Source organism: Gordonia sp. G4, from assembly GCF_057770005.1.
The window spans coordinates 720311-739112 of the sequence record NZ_CM173442.1 but is presented as its reverse complement, the minus strand read 5'-3'; the positions used below and the strand labels follow the sequence as shown (position 1 = coordinate 739112).

General features: G+C 68.1%; 13 protein-coding genes and 2 pseudogenes. 9 read left to right on the top strand and 6 right to left on the bottom strand.

Annotated features, from left to right (window positions below):
- The first annotated feature begins 45 nt into the window (after nt 1-45).
- The gene (gene catA, locus AC3B5T_RS03050; protein ID WP_055474554.1) at nt 46-912 is read left to right on the top strand and encodes a catechol 1,2-dioxygenase; all 867 of its coding nucleotides are present in this window, start codon (nt 46-48) and stop codon (nt 910-912) included.
- Complete coding sequence (catC, locus tag AC3B5T_RS03045) at nt 912-1205, top strand: muconolactone Delta-isomerase (protein WP_010842743.1); 294 nt, start codon at nt 912-914, stop codon at nt 1203-1205. Before catA ends, catC begins: the two co-directional genes overlap by 1 nt.
- Before the next feature lie 8 nt (nt 1206-1213).
- Here catC and AC3B5T_RS03040 read toward each other — a convergent pair whose 3' ends face one another.
- A complete protein-coding gene (locus tag AC3B5T_RS03040; RefSeq protein ID WP_035717373.1) occupies nt 1214-2377 on the bottom strand; it encodes a metallophosphoesterase in 1164 nt (387 codons plus the stop codon).
- 116 nt (nt 2378-2493) lie between these two features.
- On the opposite strand from AC3B5T_RS03040, the pseudogene AC3B5T_RS03035 reads away from it, so the two are divergent.
- A pseudogene (locus AC3B5T_RS03035) lies at nt 2494-3333 on the top strand (sulfurtransferase); the annotation flags it as partial.
- Here AC3B5T_RS03035 and AC3B5T_RS03030 read toward each other — a convergent pair.
- From AC3B5T_RS03030 to AC3B5T_RS03020, 3 genes are all read right to left on the bottom strand, one after another.
- Nucleotides 3245-4549 carry a fatty acid desaturase family protein gene (locus tag AC3B5T_RS03030; protein ID WP_197282722.1) on the bottom strand — a complete coding sequence of 435 codons (1305 nt, stop codon included), beginning with the start codon at nt 4547-4549 and terminating at the stop codon, nt 3245-3247. The pseudogene AC3B5T_RS03035 and the gene AC3B5T_RS03030 sit on opposite strands and share 89 nt — an antisense overlap.
- Nucleotides 4550-4807: 258 nt before the next feature.
- Nucleotides 4808-5791, bottom strand: a complete 984-nt coding sequence (locus AC3B5T_RS03025) for a TauD/TfdA dioxygenase family protein (protein ID WP_055474468.1) — start codon at nt 5789-5791, stop codon at nt 4808-4810.
- 101 nt (nt 5792-5892) lie between these two features.
- Nucleotides 5893-8238 (bottom strand): arylsulfatase, encoded by a 2346-nt coding sequence (locus tag AC3B5T_RS03020; protein WP_055474467.1) that lies wholly within the window; start codon nt 8236-8238, stop codon nt 5893-5895.
- 232 nt (nt 8239-8470) lie between these two features.
- Between AC3B5T_RS03020 and AC3B5T_RS03015 the strand changes: the two are divergent.
- The 5 genes and pseudogenes from AC3B5T_RS03015 (at nt 8471) to AC3B5T_RS02995 (ending at nt 15901) form a co-directional block, all read left to right on the top strand.
- Nucleotides 8471-10065, top strand: a pseudogene (locus AC3B5T_RS03015) (ABC transporter substrate-binding protein).
- 2 nt (nt 10066-10067) lie between these two features.
- On the top strand, nt 10068-11024 hold the full coding sequence (locus tag AC3B5T_RS03010) for an ABC transporter permease (protein WP_014928132.1): 957 nt from the start codon (nt 10068-10070) through the stop codon (nt 11022-11024).
- 2 nt (nt 11025-11026) lie between these two features.
- A complete protein-coding gene (locus tag AC3B5T_RS03005) occupies nt 11027-11962 on the top strand; it encodes an ABC transporter permease (RefSeq protein WP_055474466.1) in 936 nt (311 codons plus the stop codon).
- A complete protein-coding gene (locus AC3B5T_RS03000; protein WP_055474465.1) occupies nt 11959-13671 on the top strand; it encodes a dipeptide ABC transporter ATP-binding protein in 1713 nt (570 codons plus the stop codon). The genes AC3B5T_RS03005 and AC3B5T_RS03000 overlap by 4 nt, the downstream gene beginning before the upstream one ends.
- Before the next feature lie 73 nt (nt 13672-13744).
- The gene (locus tag AC3B5T_RS02995) at nt 13745-15901 is read left to right on the top strand and encodes an acyl-CoA dehydrogenase family protein (protein WP_055474464.1); all 2157 of its coding nucleotides are present in this window, start codon (nt 13745-13747) and stop codon (nt 15899-15901) included.
- A gap of 22 nt (nt 15902-15923) precedes the next feature.
- Here the strand turns inward: AC3B5T_RS02995 and AC3B5T_RS02990 are convergent, their stop codons facing one another.
- Together AC3B5T_RS02990 and AC3B5T_RS02985 are read right to left on the bottom strand one after the other, a co-directional pair.
- Nucleotides 15924-16241, bottom strand: coding sequence for a hypothetical protein (locus AC3B5T_RS02990; protein WP_010842754.1), 318 nt, complete (start codon nt 16239-16241; stop codon nt 15924-15926).
- Between the two features lie 38 nt (nt 16242-16279).
- Nucleotides 16280-16963 (bottom strand): winged helix-turn-helix transcriptional regulator, encoded by a 684-nt coding sequence (locus AC3B5T_RS02985; RefSeq protein WP_035717375.1) that lies wholly within the window; start codon nt 16961-16963, stop codon nt 16280-16282.
- An 82-nt stretch (nt 16964-17045) separates the two neighbouring features.
- On the opposite strand from AC3B5T_RS02985, the gene AC3B5T_RS02980 reads away from it, so the two are divergent.
- Complete coding sequence (locus AC3B5T_RS02980) at nt 17046-18608, top strand: MFS transporter (protein WP_055474463.1); 1563 nt, start codon at nt 17046-17048, stop codon at nt 18606-18608.
- The last annotated feature ends 194 nt before the right edge of the window (nt 18609-18802 follow it).

The following is an 18802-nucleotide window of genomic DNA, read 5'->3' as shown; positions in this document are numbered from 1 at the left end:
CCTTTCGTGGCAGCCCCACGAACCCGGAGCAACAAGGAGAAGGACATGACCACCACCGAGCATCCCCAGGAAGTCGCCACCGCCGCCGCGTCCGGCGCCTCGGCGACCGAGCGGTTCCACGCGGACAAGTCGCCGTTCGAGGCCGTCAAGGACACTCCGCCCGAGCGTGTCTCCACCCTCATCAACGAGGTCCTCGCCGGCGTGCACGAGACCATCCGCAAGCACAAGGTCACCTACGACGAGTACAACGCCCTGAAGGCGTGGCTCATCAACGTCGGCGAGGACGGGGAGTGGCCGCTGTTCCTCGACGTGTGGGTCGAGCACGTCGTCGAGGACGTGGCCACCGAGCACCGCCAGGGCAACAAGGGCAGCATCGAGGGCCCGTACTACGTCCCGGACGCACCGGAACTCGGCGCCAAGGGCACCCTCCCGATGCGCGACGACGAATCCGGCGATCCACTCCTGTGGACCGGTCAGGTCCGGTCGTGTGATGGCACCGCACTGGCCGGCGCCACGGTCGAACTCTGGCACGCCGACGACGACGGCTTCTACTCCCAGTTCGCCCCGGGGATCCCGGAATGGAACCTCCGCGGCACCTTCACCGTCGACGACGACGGCCGGTTCGAGATCACCACCATTCGGCCCGCGCCGTACATGATCCCGACCGACGGCTCGTGCGGGAAGATGATCTCCGCGGCCGGCTGGCATCCGTGGCGTCCCGCGCACCTGCACCTCAAGGTGTCGGCGCCGGGCCACGAGCAGCTCACCGCGCAGCTGTACTTCCCGGGCGACCCGCACAACGACGACGACGTCGCCAGCGCCGTCAAGCCCGAACTCGTGCTCGATCCGCAGGCCGACGGCAAGGGTGGCTACACGGTCTCCTACGACTTCGTGCTCGACCCGGAGAAGTGATGCTGTTCCACGTACGGATGGACGTCTCCATTCCCGACGATCTCGACCCCGACGTGCGGGCCGACACCGTCGCGAGGGAGAAGGCGTACTCCCAGGATCTGCAGCGGGCGGGCAAGTGGCCGCACATCTGGCGGATCGTCGGCGAGTACTCCAACTTCTCGATCTTCGACGTCGAGTCGAACGACGAACTGCACGCGCTGCTGTCGGGCCTGCCGCTGTTCCCGTACATGCAGATCAAGGTCACCCCGCTGGCGACCCATCCGTCGGACATCAACGGCCCCGCTGCTGCCTGAGCGAGTACTCAGGGCGCGTCAGATCGCAGGGTGAGCATCGTGATCTCCGGCGGGGCGAGGACCCGTACCGGGGGACCCCACGCCCCGGCGCCGCGGGTGGTGTACACGGCGGTGTCACCGACCTCGTCCAGGCCGGTGACGGTCGGCTGCTGGGCGCGTACCAGATAGCGGATGGGCCACATCTGCCCGCCATGGGTGTGGCCCGACAGCTGCAGGTCGACACCCAGATCGGAGGCCTCGAAGGCCTGCCGCGGCTGGTGGGCGAGCAACAGGACGAAGTCCTCGGCTGACGAACCCGACAGGGCGGCAGGCAGATCCGGTTCATACGGTTCCGGGGCGGTGTAGTCGTGGACCCCGGCCAGCTGGATCGTCGCGCCGTCGACCTCGAGGGGCACCCGGGCGTTGCGCAGCGTCCGCACGCCGAATTCTTCCCAGACGTCGAGCCACCGACCGCCGTCGTCGGCGTAGTACTCGTGGTTTCCGCTGACACCGAAGACGCCCAGCGGAGCCCGGAGATCGGCGAGCGGTTCGAGGGTGTCGCGGACGTACGGGATGGTCCCGTCGGTGAGGTCGCCGACGAGGACGACGAGGTCGGGCTTTTCCGCATTGACCTGATCGACGACGCGTTGCGTGAACGACGCGTCGCGGGCCGGACCCACGTGCAGATCCGACACCACGGCGATGCGCGTGCCATCGAACTGCGCGGGCAGTCCCGGCAGGGTGGCGTCGACGTCGACGACCTGCGGCCGGGATGCCTCGAACACCCCGTAACCGGTGATGGCGAGAGCGAGGACCACCACCGTCGCGGTGGCACCGCGGAGTCGGCCGAGCCGGCGGGCCGCGAGCGCGGGGGTGTCCTGCACACCCGACCGGCGTCGGCGGATCGACCGGACGACGTGCGCCGCGAACGAGACGAGGCCGATCACCGCGAGGCCCAGGAACAGATAGAGGACCGCCGCCATCCACACGAGGCCGACGAAGGCGAACGGCCGTGACCACGACGGGTCCACCGAGCGTCCGGCGGCGAAGCCGACGAGGACGAGTGCCCACAGCATCACCAGCAGTATGTCGGCGATGATCGACCACGGTCGGGGAAGCGCGGTGGCCCGGACGATGCGCCGGTGCAGCCAGAAGGTGATGAGTCCGAAGACGACGGCGGAGAACAGCGCCACGAACGGGACCCCCTGTTGTTGACGATGCTGTCGATGTCGACAGCGTTGACGTGAGTGCCCGGACTCGGGCGGTTCGTCCCATTCTTCCATCGCGGCCCGTTGGTACCCTCGCCGCCATGAGCGACGTCGTCATCGATCCACTCGACCTGGCCGAGATGCTGCTGGCGACGCCGCCGGTGCTGCTGGACGTGCGCTGGCAGTTGGGCGACTTCGACGGCCGGCGTGCGTATCGCGAGGGTCACATCCCCGGCGCGGTCTACGTCGACCTCGACTCCGAACTGGCGGCCCCGCCGTCGGGCCCGGTCGGCGGACGACACCCGCTGCCCGCCGTCGCCGACCTCCAGGACGCGGCCCGGCGCTGGGGGATCGACGACGGCGTGCCGGTGGTGGTGTACGACGACTCCGGAAATCTCGCGGCCGCCCGCGCCTGGTGGCTGCTGCGCTGGGCCGGGATCGCCGACGTGCGACTCCTCGACGGCGGTCTGGCGGCATGGCGTGCCGAGGGCCTGCGGACGACGACAGGCGACGGCGGTCGGCCGCGACCCGGCAGAGTGACGCTCGCCGCCGGGCACCTGCCGGTCGCGACGATCGACGACGTGGCGGCCGGGCCGGAACACCTGCTCGACGCCCGCGCCGCCGAACGTTATCGGGGCGAGTCCGAACCGGTCGACCCGCGCGCGGGTCACATCCCCGGGGCCATCAGTGTCCCGACGGCGGACAACGTCGACGCGTCCGGGCGCTTCCGTCCGGCCGATGAGCTGCGGCGGCGATTCGCGGGTGTCGGCCTCGACCCGGAGACCGCGTCCGGCGCGGTGGTCTACTGCGGTTCCGGGATCAACGCGGCGCACCAGATCGCGGCGCTCGCCATCACCGGTATCGACGCAGCGCTGTTCCCGGGCTCGTTCTCGCAGTGGGCGTCGGACCCGCAGCGACACGTTGTCGAGGGTGACCGGCCAGGGCACTCCGGAGACCGGTCCGTCGGCCGACTCCCGGACTGACGCTGTCCACCCTCGGGACCACGGAGCGGAATCGCTGTTCCGAACCGGTCTCCGGGGCGTCGTGTGACGAACGACGGAGGAATCGGTCGGGGAGAGCCAGTTTGTGAACGGTGCGGAGCGCGAGCAGGTACTGATGTGCCAGGGAGCCCGTGGTGTAGGGAAGGTCGTAGCGCTCGCACAGTGCCTGCACGCGACGGGAGATCTGACGGTAGCGATTGCTGGGAAGGTCGGGAAACAGGTGGTGCTCGATCTGATAGCACAGGTTGCCGCTCATGAACGCCATGACCGGTCCGGCACGAAAGTTCGCGCTGCCCAGCATTTGTCGTAGATACCAGAGCGGCCGGGTCTCGGATGCGAAGTCGCTCATGGTGAACTTCTCGGCGCCGTCGGGAAAATGTCCGCAGAAGATCACCACGTACGCCCACAGGTTGCGGAGCACGTTCGCGGTGAGGTTCGCGGTCATGGTCGAACGGAACGCGGGTCCGGTCAACGCGGGGAAGACGACGAAGTCCTTGAGGAGTTGCCTGCCGATCTTGCGGGAGAACTCGCGGCGGCTTCGCGCCCGTGGGGCCGGCAGTCTCGCGGGTGCCGCTTCCGCCGCCGCGGCCTCTCTGGCCTTCTCCGCGTCGAGGTCGTGCCTGGCGATGCCCCACTCGAATGTCAGTGCCAGCACGATGTTGGCGAGCGGTTGCAGCGCGTTGATCGGTCGCCACGGGACGTCGCGGGTCATGCGGATGACGCCGAATCCGATGTCGTCGTCCATTCCGACGATGTTGGTGTAGACGTGATGGGAGTAGTTGTGTGCCTGCTTCCACTGGGCGGACGGCCCGACCTGGTCCCATTCCCACTTGGCGCTGTGCAGTTCGGGATCGTTCATCCAATCCCACTGCCCGTGCATGATGTTGTGGCCCAGTTCCATGTTCTCGATGATCTTCGCGCATGCGAGCAGGCCCGTTCCGACGATCCATGCCGGCCGGCGTCTGGAGAAGACCAACACCGCCCGTCCGGCGACCTCCAGCGATCGCTGCAGCGCGACCGCGCGGTGGATGTAGCGCGCATCGCTCGCGCCCCGATCGGCTTCGACGTCGGACCGTATCGAGTCCAGTTCGCAAGCGAGCGAATCGATGTCGGCGTCAGAGAGGTGTGCGTACCCCGCGATGTCGGTGATGGCCATGTCTGCTCCAGTCTGCACCCGGCACACTCATCACCCTGGCTGCTCGCCCCAGGGTGCCTGAGCGGTGTGCAGGTGGCGGGTTCTCCCCATCACCAGTGCGTAGCGGTGGGGTACCCAGCCGACGGGCGGATGAACCCGGATCACGACGGATCGTCGGGAGTTCTCCGTCACAACGCGGTCTCGCCGGTCTCGGGGTACCCGGCGGTCGGGCCGAGATCTGTGACCGCCGGGTACCCGGCCGGTGGTGGCCGGGGAGGTTCAGGCCGCGAACACCGACAGACGTGCGGGTTCCTCGACGACCGAGTAGTGCGTCGCGTCGCCCTGGAGAATCTGGCTGGACTGACCGTGGACGTCCACCGGTACATCGCCGGCCAGCGTGATGCGGTGCAGTTCGCGCTTCTGGTTGCCGAAGTCGGCGATGCCGTAGTGCTGCGTGGCGCGGTTGTCCCAGATCGCCACGTCGCCGAGCTTCCAATTCCACCGGAAGGTGTTCTCCAGCTTCACGATGCGAGCCTGGAGGAGTTGGTAGAGGTCGGCGAACTCCGAACTCTTGAGGCCGCGGAACTCCTTGGCGAAGTGCCCGAGCAGCAGGCTGCGTTCGCCGGTCTCGGGATGGACTCGGACGACGGGGTGCAGCGTCTGGTACTCCGAGCTGGTGAACTCCTTGTAGTGATCGGCCTTGCGGCTGACGTCGATTCCCCCCGAAGGTTCCGACTGGCTGACGTAGTCGTACAGGTTGGTGTGGGTGGCCCACAGTTCCTCCGCCAGTGCGCGCAGCGGTTTCGGCAGCTGTTCGTAGGCCGCCACCGTCGACGCCCAGGTGGTCGCGCCGCCGTAGGCGGGCAGCGTCACGGCGCGGAGAATGGACGCCTTCGGGATGCGATCGACGAACGTCACGTCCGAGTGCCAGCTGTTCGCCGCACCCTCGATGGTCAGCAACTGCTCACCGCGTGAGGTCACCGTGGGATGAGGTGCGGTGGGATCGCCCAGGAGCTCGGCGAAGGCGTACTGGCTGGCGTCGTCGAGCTGATCCTGGCCTTCGAAGACGATCGTCTTGTTGATCGCGAGCGCCAGCCGGATCGCCTCCACCTGTTCCGGGGCGATGTCCCCGCCGAGCCGCACCTGCCCGACGCGGGCCCCGATGTGCTCGCCGAGCTTGTCGACGGTGATCCCCGCGTCGCGGTAGATCCGATGCGCCGCCTGCTCGCGCTCGGTCCGGTCCTCGATCTGCGCCAAGGTCATCTCGTGTCCTCTCTTCTCGATGTCGTTTCGTGGCAATCGGATTCATGAGATCACCACGATGGCGATGCGATCGAGGTAATCGCTCACGGTGATCGGAAGCGTCAGTCCGCCGAGGACTCGGCGGCCTGGTCGATCTCGCGCCGGACATCGGCGGGGACCCGCACCGTTCCGGGGCGGTAGGTCACCGCGCGAAGCGCTGGGCCGAACCGGAACACGCCCCGGCGCCTCCGGAGATCGGGATCCACCGGCCCGCGGGCGTCCACGCCCACCGAGATGCCCGTCCACGGCGCCATGCCGACCAGCTGCACCTGATCGTCGAGCTTCGCGATGACCGACGAATGTTCGCCGGCCGCCGCCTCGATCGTGAATCCCCAGCGCACCGAGGGCGTCGCGACGGCATGGACGACGAGCCGGGTGGTACCCGACGGCATCGGACCCGACACGCGGTGCCGGCGACCGTAGGCGTTGAACACGAAATGCGCCGAGCCCGACTCGACATACAGCAGGTACCCGCCCTGGGGGTCTCCATGCGCGACCACGACGCCCTCGGCGTCGGGAGTCCATCCGTCGAGTTCGGCCTCGATGTCGAAGTCGCGGTAGGCGATCAATCGACTCGAGCGGTACCGCTCCAGGGCCGGCGTGCCGGCGAGGATCCGCACCGGGTCGCTCAGGCGCTCCTCCGCGGGCCGGCGGCGGGACTGTGCCGCGGGCGAGTCGAACAGCGGGAACACCGTGTTGTGCCACGCCGCCTCGTCCCAGGCACGGGCCAGCTCGGTGACCTTGTCGGGATGCGTCGCAGCCAGATCGCGGGTCTCGGCGGGATCGTTCGTGACGTCGTACAGTTCCCAGACCGGATCGTCCACCGCCGCCGGATCCTGATGCAAGGACACCAGTTTCCAGCCGTCGCGATAGAACCCGCGATGTCCGCCGAACTCGGCGTACTGCTCGATGTGGGGAGACTCCGCAGACGGATTCCGGAGGAAATCCACGACACTCACGCCGTCCCGCTCCTGGGCGGGCCGTCCGTGCCGGTGGGTGGGGGTGTCCACCCCGGCGAGTTCGAGGAGCGTCGGGACGACGTCGGTCACGTACGAGAACTGCCGTCGCACGCCATTGTCCCGGGGGTCTCGCGACAGGCCGGCGGGCCACGAGATGACGAACGGCACCCGGACGCCGCCGGCGAAGGTCTGGCCCTTGTAGAAGCGGAACGGTGTGTTCGACGCCTGGCCCCAGCCACGCGGATAGTGCACCCCCAGATCGGGTGACCCGATGAGATCCTCGTCGTGCGGTACGTCGCGCTCCCAGTCCGGCGGCACCGGTCCGTGGACGAATTGACTGAAATACGAACGGGTCCCGGACGGGCCGCCTTCGGCGGTCCCGCCGTTGTCCGAGGTGAAGACGACGATGGTGTTGTCGAGCTCGCCGAGTTCGTCCAGCGTGTCCAGGACCCGGCCGACGCTCTGGTCGACGCTGTCGACCATGGCGGCGTAGACCTCCTGGTAGCGCTGGAAACGCCGCTTCTCCTCGACCGTGAGGTCCGCCCACGGCGGGGCGTCGTATCCCGGTTCGGTGTTGCGCTCGGCCATGCGGGTACCGGCGTCGAACAACCCCTCCGCTTTCTGGCGCTCGAAGCGTTGTTGTCGCACGACATCCCAGCCGTCGGCATACCGGCCGCGGTATCTGGCGAGATCGGACTCCTTCACCTGGTGCGGACCGTGCATCGCGATGTGGGCGAAGTACAGGAAGAACGGCTTGGTGGGGTCCTGTGCGCGCAGACTCTTGATCTGCCCGATGGCGCGATCGGTGAGGTCGTCGGTGACGTAGTAGTCCTCGGGATACGTCTCGACGTCGACGACCGAGTTGTCGGCGATGAGCTGATTGGGGTAGAAGAACGAGTTGAGGCCCTCGAGCGAACCGTAGTAGCTGTCGAAACCGCGCTGCAGCGGCCATGATCCCCGGTCGCGTCCCGGACCCATGTTCGCGTCGCGGACCAGATGCCATTTCCCGACGGCGTAGGTCGCATAACCGGATTCACGGAGGATCTCCGGCAGCGCCAGCACGTCGTCGGCCAATTCGAGACGGAGGCCGGGAAAACCCGGGTCCGAGTTCGCGACGCTCCCGTAGCCCGCGCGATGCGGGTTGAGGCCGGTGAGCAGAGCGGCTCGTGCCGGTGAACACACCGGGGTGGTGTGATAGTTGCTCAACCGGATTCCGTTGCGCGCCAGCCGATCGAGATTGGGTGTGTCGATCTCGGCGCCGAACGGCGCGATGTCCGAGTAACCCATGTCGTCGATGAGGACGACCACGATGTTGGGCGCTCCGGGCGGCGCGGACTTCTCCTCGGGCCACCAGGGTTCCGACTGCGAGGTGGTCCGCCCGACCACACCGCCGAAACCCTGGTAACCGCGGGCATTCTCGGGAATCGTGGGCGGGTTGCGGTCAGCCACGTGGCGGTCCTCCTGTCGTCGCGTCCGGGTCGTCGGGACACCGGGCACGACGCACGGTGCCGTACGGCCCCACGGGTGTCAAGGGTTCCATCCCGGTGAAATCGAAGGACGCATCTCCGAGTGGCCGACGGCCAGAATGGGCGTCGAACATTCGCTCGTGGATGTCGACGCCCCACATCCCGGTCCGCGCTGCGGCGCACTTGCGCAGCCATCACAGAAACGCCGAAACCATATGCTCCGACGTCGAAGCGTCCGTGTGTGCTGCACACTGGTCGTGGTCATCGCGACTCTGTTCGCGGTGGCCGGTTGCCAGTCCGCCGTGTCCCGGCAACAGAACTCCACGGTCCGATCGCTGCAGCCGGGTGAACCCGTACCGCGCGGCGGCGAGCTGCGGGTCGGCGTGCTCAACGACCTGAGTCCGAAAGCCTTTCTGCAGATCGGAACCGGTGCGCTCAACGGTCATGTCGTGGCGAACACCTACGACACACTGATCCGCTACGCACGGGACTCGCTCACCGTCGAGCCCTCGCTGGCGACCGGCTGGCAGCTGTCCCCGGACGGACGGTCGCTGGCCCTGGATCTGCGCCGGGACGTGACGTTCCACGACGGCCGGCCGTTCGTGGCCACGGACGTGGAGCATTCGATCAGGGCATACGTCGGTGGTCCGTGGACCCCGCAGTTCAAACGAACGGCCGCGGCCATCACCGGCTTCGACACCACCGACCCGCACCGCATCGTGCTCGAATTCGCCCATCCGCTGAGCAACATCTTCGACCTGCTCGACTCGGCTCCCGTCATCGACGGGAACACGTTGGCAGACCTCAAGGCGGCAAGCGGTTCAACGGCACCGGCCCGTTCCGGTTCGAGTCATGGCAACCGAATTCCGCGGTCCGCCTGGTGCGTAACGAACGGTATTGGGGCGGCGCGCCTCCTCTGGACGCCGTCCGGTTCGTGGTGGTCAAGGACCAGCAATCGTTGTCCACCCGCCTGCGGACGGGGCAGCTCGACGTGGCGGAGGGACTCAGCCACCACGACCAGCAACTGGTCACCTCGCGGTACGGCTTCGAGGAGATCACCCTGACCGGTGCCGAGTCTCAGCAGTATGTCGGCATCAATGTCACCAATCCGGTGCTGTCCGACGTCCGGGTCCGCCGCGCCATCGCGTACGCGATCGACCGGAAACGGATCATCTCGGATGTCTATCGGGGGAGTGGATACCCGGTGAACCTGCCGTGGCCGGAATGGTCGCCCGCCTTCCGGCCCGACGACAACGCGACCTACACCCGCGATCTCCGTCGGGCACGGGCCCTGCTCGCCGAAGTCGGTCCCATTCCTCCGCTGTCGCTGGACTTCTCGACGCAGGGCGTCGACCGGATCATCGCCGAGATCGTCCAGTCCAACCTCAAGGACATCGGGATCACCGTGGAGCTGGTACCCAACGACCGGACCCAGCAGGCGTCGAAGCTCATCGGCGGCGAGTTCGCCGGATTGTGGTTGCTGCAACACGGTTTCGCTCAGTTCACGCCGTCGACACTCGCGGTGTCGGCGTATCCGTTCAATGCGGCCAAGAACTCGTCGAACTATGTGAACGCGGCGTACGCGGCCGCGGCCGAGGCGGCGTGGACCGTTCCGGACGGCTCATCGCCGGAAGCCCTCGCCGCCTACCGGCAACTCGACGACATCTGGCTGCGTGACCTGTTCCTCGTCGAGGTGGGTGTCGTGCTGATGAAGGTGGCGACCGCGGCCTCCGTGGGCAACATCGACTGGGACCGGCGCAACCAACTCCATCTCGCCAACGCATTTCTCACCTCGGCGGGGAAGCAGTAGACATGTTCGGATACCTGGCCCGTCGGCTGCCGACCGCCATCATCGTGCTCGCGGTCGCGTCGTTGCTCATCTTCTCCATCGTGCGACTCATCCCGGGTGGCCCCGAGGCGGCTCTCGCCGGGCCCGACGCGTCGCCGGAGGCACTCGAGGCCATCCGGCACGACCTCGGTCTGGACCGCGGCTTCATCGCGCAGTACGCCACCTGGATCGGCAGTCTCCTGACCCTCGACTTCGGCCAGAGCTATCAGGTCGGCGGCAGCATCGGCGACCTCATCGCCTACGGCCTGACGAACACACTGATCCTCACCGGTGCCGCGCTCGTCGTCGCGCTGGTGTTGGCCTTCGGGCTGAGCCTGGCGGCGACGCTGTGGGACAACAGGATCGTCAACGCCGTGCTCACGAGCGTGAACGCGGCCGCGATCGCATTGCCGACGTTCGTCGTCGGGACCGTGCTGATCCTGGTGTTCGGGGTCCGCCTCCGATGGCTGCCGGCCGGCGGAACACCACCCGACGGATTCACCGACAGTCTGCAGATCAGCGCGCAGTATCTGCTGCTGCCCGCACTCACGCTCGGCCTCCCGGCGGGCGCCATGCTGGCACGGTTCCTCACCGAGTCGATCCGCACCGAGTTGCGGCAGCCCTACGTGCTGACCGCCCGCGCGCTGGGGGTGTCGCATTCCGACATCGTCGTGAGACACGCTCTGCGCAATGCTCTTCCACCCACTCTCACCGCTCTCGGACTGACGGTCGGTGCGCTGCTCGGCGGCGCTGTGCTGGTCGAGTCGATTTTCGGGTGGCCCGGCCTCGGTCTCCTCACCGAGGAGGGGATCTTCTCGCGCGACTACCCCCTCGTCCAGGTGCTCGTCCTGCTCTCGGTGGCCGTTTTCGTGATCATCCAGTTGCTGGCCGACATCGCGCATGCCTGGCTCGACCCCCGTATCCGTCTGGCAGGTGAATAGACATGTCCCACAGCCTCACCGGTTTCTCCGGTGCGTCGACGACCGGCGCCACACCGGACCCCGACCTCGCGCCCGGGCTGCTGCCCGAGAGTCCGGATGACCGCGAGGCCCACGGTTCCCGATCCCCGTTGTGGCGCAGCCTGTTCCGTGGCACCGGACTGGTCGGCAGTGTGCTTGTCGGTCTCGTCGTGCTGCTGGCGGTGTTCGGCCCCTTCGTCACCTCTTTCGGACCCGATCAGCAGATCGACGGCGCGTATCTGTTGTCGCCGAACGCAGAACACTGGCTGGGTACCGACGAGGTCAACCGCGACCTGCTGACGCGCGTGATCCACGGGATCCGGATCGACCTGCTGATCATCTTCACCGCCGTCCCGGTGGGTGCCGCGATCGGCATCCTCGCCGGGCTGATCACCGTCTCGAGTCCCGTCAGCGATGTCGTCGCCCAGCGGGTGTTCGACGTGATCCTGGCGTTCCCCGCCCTGATCCTCGGCATCACGCTCACCGCGATCCTCGGCCCCGGTGCGTTGACGGTGGGGATCGTCATCGCCGTCGCCGAGATCCCGATCTTCGGTCGGCTCACCCGCACCTCGGTGTTGCGAATCCGGGAGATGCCCTACGTCGAGGCGGCGCGGGTCAGCGGCGCGTCGACTCCCCGGGTGCTTCTGCGACATGTCCTGCCCAACTCGGTCGAGTCGCTCGCGGTCCAGTTCGCGCTGTCGCTGTCGCTGGCGGTGTTCATCGAAGGCGCACTGAGCTACCTCGGGGTCGGCGTGGTCGCGCCGACACCCTCGCTGGGATCGATCCTGGCGACCGGCAACGGATACCTGGAGACCAATCCGTGGTTCTCGCTGGGCCCCCTGCTGGTCGTGTCCGTCCTCGTCCTGGGGTTCTACCTGATCGCCCAATCCATTTCGCACAACCGGAGGGTAGGACGATGACCGTCACCAGCTCGAACACGACGTCCCGGGACGGCGGGTCCCCGGAGACCGGATCCGCGGCCCTCGTCGTCGACGATCTGCACGTCGACTTCTCGTATCCCCGGCCGGCCGTCGCGGGCATCGACCTGAGGGTCGATCGGGGCGAGATCGTGGCGCTGGTGGGAGAGTCCGGGTCCGGCAAGAGCATCACCGCCCGTGCCGCCATCGGGCTGCTCCCCGACACCGCCCGCGCCACGGGATCGGTGCGGGTCGACGGCGTGGAGGTCCTCAACCGGCCCGACCGCGTGCTCGACGGCATCCGCGGCGCCCGGGTGGCGATGGTCTTCCAGGAACCGCAGACGGCGCTCAATCCGTCGCAGACCATCGGATGGCAACTGCGCCAGGCCCTGCGCGCACACGGACGTGTCCCCCGGCAGCGGGCACGCGCCCGCGCCGTGGAACTCCTTGCGCTCGTCGACATCCCCGATCCCCAGACGCGGGTCGACCACTACCCGCACCAGTTGTCCGGCGGACAGAAGCAGCGAGTGGTGATCGCACTCGCGCTCGCGAACGATCCCGTCCTCCTGCTCGCCGACGAACCCACCACCGCCCTCGACGTCTCGGTCCAGCGCGAGATCCTCGACCTGCTCGTCCGGCTACGCGCTCGCACCGGGGCCGGAATCCTGCTGATCACCCACAACCTCGGCGTCGTGGCGGACATCGCGGACCGTGTCGTCGTCGTCCAGCTCGGCGAGGTCGTGGAGACCGGGGATGTGTACGAGATCTTCGCGAATCCGCGGGAGCCGTACACCCGGCAGCTGCTGGCCGCCGTCCCGCGATTACCCGACGCCGAGGTCGACGGCGAGGTCGGCGGCGAGGTCGGCGGCGACGGAAACGGGGCCGACGACGAGTCGGGAACCGGTGAGACGGTCGTCGCGGTCGAGGGGATCACCGTGCGTCACACCGGCCGGTTCGGGGCCCGGCCGCACACCGCACTGGCGGACGTGTCGCTGACCGTGCGGCGTGGCGAAGTGCTCGGCGTGGTCGGTGAATCCGGTTCGGGCAAGACCACACTCGGGCGTGCCATCGGGGGACTGGTACCCGTGCAGGCGGGCCGCATCCTCGTCGAAGGCGACGACATCGCGACGGTGTCGAAGTCCCGGCTGCGGGCGCTCCGGCGCCGGGTCGCCTTCGTCCCGCAGGACCCGACGGCGTCGCTGGATCCCCGGTTCAGCGTCGCCGAATCCATCCGGGAGCCATTGGACATCCAGGGCATCGGATCGCGCGCCGACCGGGCGGCGCGCGTGGCCGAACTCCTCTCGGCGGTCCAGCTGCCCACGTCGTTCGCGCAGCGCCTGCCGCACGAGCTGTCCGGTGGACAGCGGCAACGGGTCGCGCTCGCACGGGCACTGTCGGCGGACCCTCATCTGCTGATCGCGGACGAGCCGACGAGTGCCCTGGACGTCTCCGTGCAGGCTCGGGTACTCGACCTCTTCCTGCATCTGCAAAGCGAATTCGGGTTCGCGGCGATCTTCATCAGCCACGACCTGGCCGTCGTCGAGCAGGTCGCGGATCGTGTCGTCGTCCTGCGCAACGGCGGGGTCGTCGAGAGCGGGACGGCGCGGGATGTGCTCACCAGGCCCGAGGACCGGTACACGAGGGACCTGGTCGATGCCGTGCCGTTCCCCGACCCGATCGTGCAGCGGGCGCGGCGGGAACTGATTCGATGATTTTGTCTCAAGCGTCCACAACGGAACGGGTGGAGATGGTGTGATCGGGTGACCGACGATCCCGGGAGCCGTCATGAGCATCGCCCTGACCGAAGACCACGTCGAACTCGCATCGGTGGTGCACGAATTCACCGTCGACCGCAAGGTGCGGGCGCAGGCGCGAGACCGTCTCGACGCAGCCGAGGAGGCCAGACCCACATTCTGGCCGGAGATCGCCGATCTGGGCTGGCTGGGGCTGCACGTCGCCGAGGAATACGGCGGCTCCGGTTTCGGTGTGGCCGAGTTGGTGGTCGTGACAGAGGAATTCGGCCGCGCGGTGGCGCCGGGCCCGTTCCTGCCGACCGTGATCGCCTCGGCGATCCTGAACCATGCCGATGACGACACGCGAGCCCGCTGGCTGAGGTCACTCGTCGACGGCACGATCACGGCGGGTGTCGCACTCGCGCCGGGACTGATCGAGTCCGGTGGTGTGATCTCCGGTGACGTCGACGCGGTGCTCGGCGCCCCACTGGCGGATCTGCTGGTGCTCATCGCCGACGACGACGTGCTGGTGGTGGAGTCGTCGGACTCCGGTGTCGAGGTGGGCGCGCACGCCGACCTCGACCCGACCCGACTGTCGGCGAGGGCGTCGCTGTCGGACGCCGCCGTCGTCCGTCTGCCGAGACTCGCCGCCACCGCGCTGGCCCTCGCCCGGACGCTGGTCGCGGCCGAAGCCGTGGGAGGGGCGCGTGATGCGCTGGACACCGCGGTGGCCTACGCGAAGGTCCGCGAGCAGTTCGGCCGGACGATCGGCTCGTTCCAGGCGGTCAAACACCACTGCGCGAACATGCTGGTCGGCGCCGAGGCCGCGACCGCGGTGGTGTGGGACGCCGCACGGGCAGCCGACGAGGGAGCCGACGCCTTCGGGCTGGTGGCGGCGTCGGCCGCAGCGCTGGCGATGCCCACGTACACGAGGAACGCGGAGCTGAACATCCAGGTGCACGGCGGCATCGGATTCACCTGGGAGCACGACGCGCACCTGCACCTGCGCCGCGCCACCGTGGTCGAGGCGCTGTTCGGCGGGCAGCGACCCGCCCGGGACGTGTACGAGTACTCCGCCTCCGGGATCGTCCGTGCCAACAGCCTCGACCTTCCGCCGGAAGCCGAGGAACTGCGGACCCGTGTACGCGCTGACATCGCCGAGATCGCGGCGCTCGACGATCCCGCCGCTCAACGGGAGAGGCTGATCGACACCGGGTATGTGATGCCGCACTGGCCCACCCCGTGGGGACGTGCCGCGGACTCCGTCGAACAACTCGTCATCGAGGAGGAGATGGCCGCGGCGGGCGTGCAGCGGCCCGACTACAGCATCACCGGGTGGGTCATCCTCACCCTCATCCAGCAGGGCACGCCGGACCAGATCGACCGGTTCGTGCGGCCGGCGCTGCTCGGGGACGAGGTGTGGTGTCAGTTGTTCTCCGAGCCGGGCGCGGGATCGGACGCGGCGGCGGTCAGCACGCGGGCCACGCGCGTCGACGGGGGCTGGCGCATCAACGGCCAGAAGGTCTGGACCAGCGGCGCACACCTGTGCCGACGGGGTCTGGCGACGGTTCGGACCGACCCGGAGGCCCCCAAACACAAGGGCATCACCGCCGTTGTGATCGACATGTCGGCACCCGGGGTCGAGGTGCGTCCGCTGCGTCAGATCACCGGCGGATCCGAGTTCAACGAAGTGTTCTTCACCGACGTCTTCGTCCCCGACGCCGACGTCGTGGGCACGCCGAACGACGGCTGGGCCGTCGCCCGCGCGACCCTCGGCAACGAGCGGGTCAGCATCGGCGGCGGTGCACCGGGCAGCGACGGGGCGGTGCGGCAGATGGTGGCGCTCGTCGCGGGCTACGGGGACCGGGTCGACGGGGCGGCGACGAAGGTCGGTGAGTTCTTCGCCGTCGAGGATGCGCTGCGACTGTTGAACCTGCGTCGTGCGGCCCGATCGGTCGTCGGCGCGGCCCCCGGACCCGAGGGCAATGTCACGAAACTGCTTCTCGCCGAACACCTCGGTGATCGCGCCCATCTCGCCGCGGAACTGCTCGGACCCGACGTCGCGTTCTCGGCGGGCCCCGGCAAGCTGGCCGGTCTGCTGATACTCGGCGCACGCGGGATGTCGATCGCGGGTGGAACCTCGGAGATCACCCGCAACCAGATCGCCGAACGCATCCTCGGGCTGCCACGGGACCCGCTGATCCGGTGAGGGTCGCGCTGATCCCTGGCGTTCACCGTCGCCCGGGCGGGCGGTCACCGGCCGGGCGCAACGCCCACGACGGCACCCAGTGGGTGACCTTCTCCTGCCGGTCCTTGGAGGTGATCGTGTAGGTGACCTTCCCGTACCAGGCACCCCATTCGTCCCGCCCCCACTCGGTGAGAACCCCGAGGTGCACGGACCGGATCTGTAGCCCGTCGGGGTGATACTCGCCGCTGAAATGCGGTGCGTTGGGATACAGCGCACCCAGATCGATCAGCACCGCCTTGTGGCCGACGCGGACAAAGGCCGGTCGGTGTGGCTGGCCGTTGTCACCGCCGATCCACTTCATGCCCACACGTCCAGTTTCGCACGTGTGTTCGAGCGGTGTCACCCGTGGTCGGCGGGCGTCCGTGTCTGAGTGGCGGGTAGGGCCATCGAGGTCAGGCTGCGGACGCGTCGGAGGGTGTCCTCGTTGCCGGTGATCGACACTGCAGTCGGTGCGGTGTGCTGTCCGGCCAGGAGGGCGAAGACGGCTTCCGAATCACCGCTGATCACTGCGTCGACCTCGGGATCGTCCGTGGCCGGCGATGTGTGCACGCCCGAGTCGCCCGCGACCAGGAGCAGGGAGTCGCCGTCGGTGTCGATCCGGAGTCGCACTGCCGGGAAAGCAGCGTCGTCGGGCAGTTCCCGCGGCTCGGGATACAGGGCCATGATCGCGAAGACGAGCCACCGGCCGCGGGTGTGGTCATCGCCGGAGCCGTCCATCATCAGGGGTGCCCCCCAGCGCGCCATCTCGACCAGTGGGCCGCGTAGTGCGTGGCCCCAGGCGGTCAGCGAGTACACCTTCGCCGAGACCGGTGCGGATTCGGCGCGACTGGTGATCACTCCGTCGTCCTCGAGCGTGCGCAGCCGCTGAGCCAGGAGATTCGACGCGATTCCCGGCAGGGCGCGTTGCAGGTCCGAGTATCTGCTGGGGCTGATGAGGAGCTCGCGGACGATCAGCAGGCTCCATCGGTCGCCGATCACGTCCAGTGCGCGGGACAACGCGCAGAACTGGCGGTAGGACTTCACGCCCACATCCTACACTTGACTTTATCTACTGAGTACTTGAAATAATAAAGCAGTGACTCTCCCATTCCCATCCCGCCGGCAGATGCCGCCGGCCCTGGTGCTGCTGGTGCTGTGTACTGCGACCCTCGCCATCAGTCTGGCCACCACCGCGATCAACGTCGCCCTGCCGTCGCTCGCGGTGGAACTGGGCGCCGACAACCGGCAACTCCAGTGGATCGTCGACGCCTACAACCTGCTCTTCGCGACGTTTGTGCTCGCTTTCGGCAGCCTCAGTGACCGCTTCGGGCGCAAAGGGGCGTTGATCGGCGGGCTGGCCATCTTCGGCGGCGGCGCGGTGGGAGCGTCCTTCGCCGACAGCTCCGGCCAGCTGATCTTCTGGCAGGCGGTGATGGGCCTGGGTGCCGCATTCGTCTACCCCACCACGCTGTCGATCCTGTCGAACGTCTTCACCGAACGAGCCGAGAAGGCCAAGGCGATCGGTATCTGGGGCGCGACAACCGGTTTGGGGGTCGCCTGCGGGCCGATCCTCGGCGGATGGCTGCTCGAGTCGTTCTGGTGGGGGAGTGTGTTCCTCGCGCTCGCCGGGGCCGCGCTGATCTCCATCGTCGCCACGGTCGCGGTGGTCACCACGTCTCGGGATCCGGCCACGCCGCGTATCGACTACGGCGGGCTCGTGCTCTCGGTCCTGGCGGTCGGCACGCTGGTGTTCACCATCATCGAAGCCCCCGAACACGGATGGACCAGCCCGGCGTCACTGGCCGGCTTCGCCGTCACCGCGGCAGCGTTCATCGCTCTCGTGTTCTGGGAGCGCTCCCGGGCCGAGCCGATGATCGACGTCCGGCTGTTCACGAACATGAGGTTCACCGCTGCGAGCGCATCGGTCACCTTCGCCTACTTCGCACTGTTCGGCTTCATCTTCCTCATCACCCAGTACTTCCAGCTGGTGCGGGACTTCCCGCCGCTCGAGACCGGCCTGAAGTTCATCCCGGTCGCCGCGTCGATCGCCGTCGGTTCCGTGCTCGGCACGGCTCTGGCCGTCCGATACGGCAACAAAGTGGTGGTCAGCACCGGGCTGGTCTTGTTCACGGTGGCATTTCTGTGGATCTCGACGCTCAGCGCGTCGACCGGCTACCTCGAGATCGCCCTGCAGATGGTTCCGCTCGGACTCGGTCTGGGCCTCACGTCGGCCCCGGCGACGGAAGCCATCATGGGTGCGGTCCCGCGCGACAAGGCAGGCATCGGTTCGGCGATGAACGACGCGACGCGCGAAGTCGGCGGCACACTCGGCGTCGCCGTCATCGGCAGCGTGTACGCCTCCCTGTACGCATCGTCATTCGCCGAGTCCGACGTGGCCCGCGAGTTGCCGGCTCCGGTCGTCTCCGTCGCCGAGGAATCGGTGGGGTCGGCCACGGTCGCGGCCGACCGGCTCGCCGGCGCCGGTGCACCCGACCTCGGCCGATCCCTCTCCGCGGCCGCCGATTCCGCATTCCTGGATGGACTGACCGCCGGTTCCTATGTGGCCGCGGGCGTCACGTTGCTGGGCGCCGTCGTGGCAGCGCTGTTCCTTCCGTCGAGGCCGAAAGACGAAGTGCGTCAAGACCATCCTGGAGCCGACGCGCTCGCGCACCCAGGACGGCGACGATGACATCGAAGAAGGCAACGTCGTGTTCGGTGAGGACCCCGCTGAGCGAAGAGCCCGGCTGGCACGCTGGTTGTGCAGGAGAGTTCGCCACAGCGTCCACGATTCTAGGAACGGCAATGGGTAAGATCCTTCTGTGAATTGAGCAGCTGCCGAGAATGGCGGCCGGCGGGTTCCTGCCTCGCGGCACGCCCGTGTCG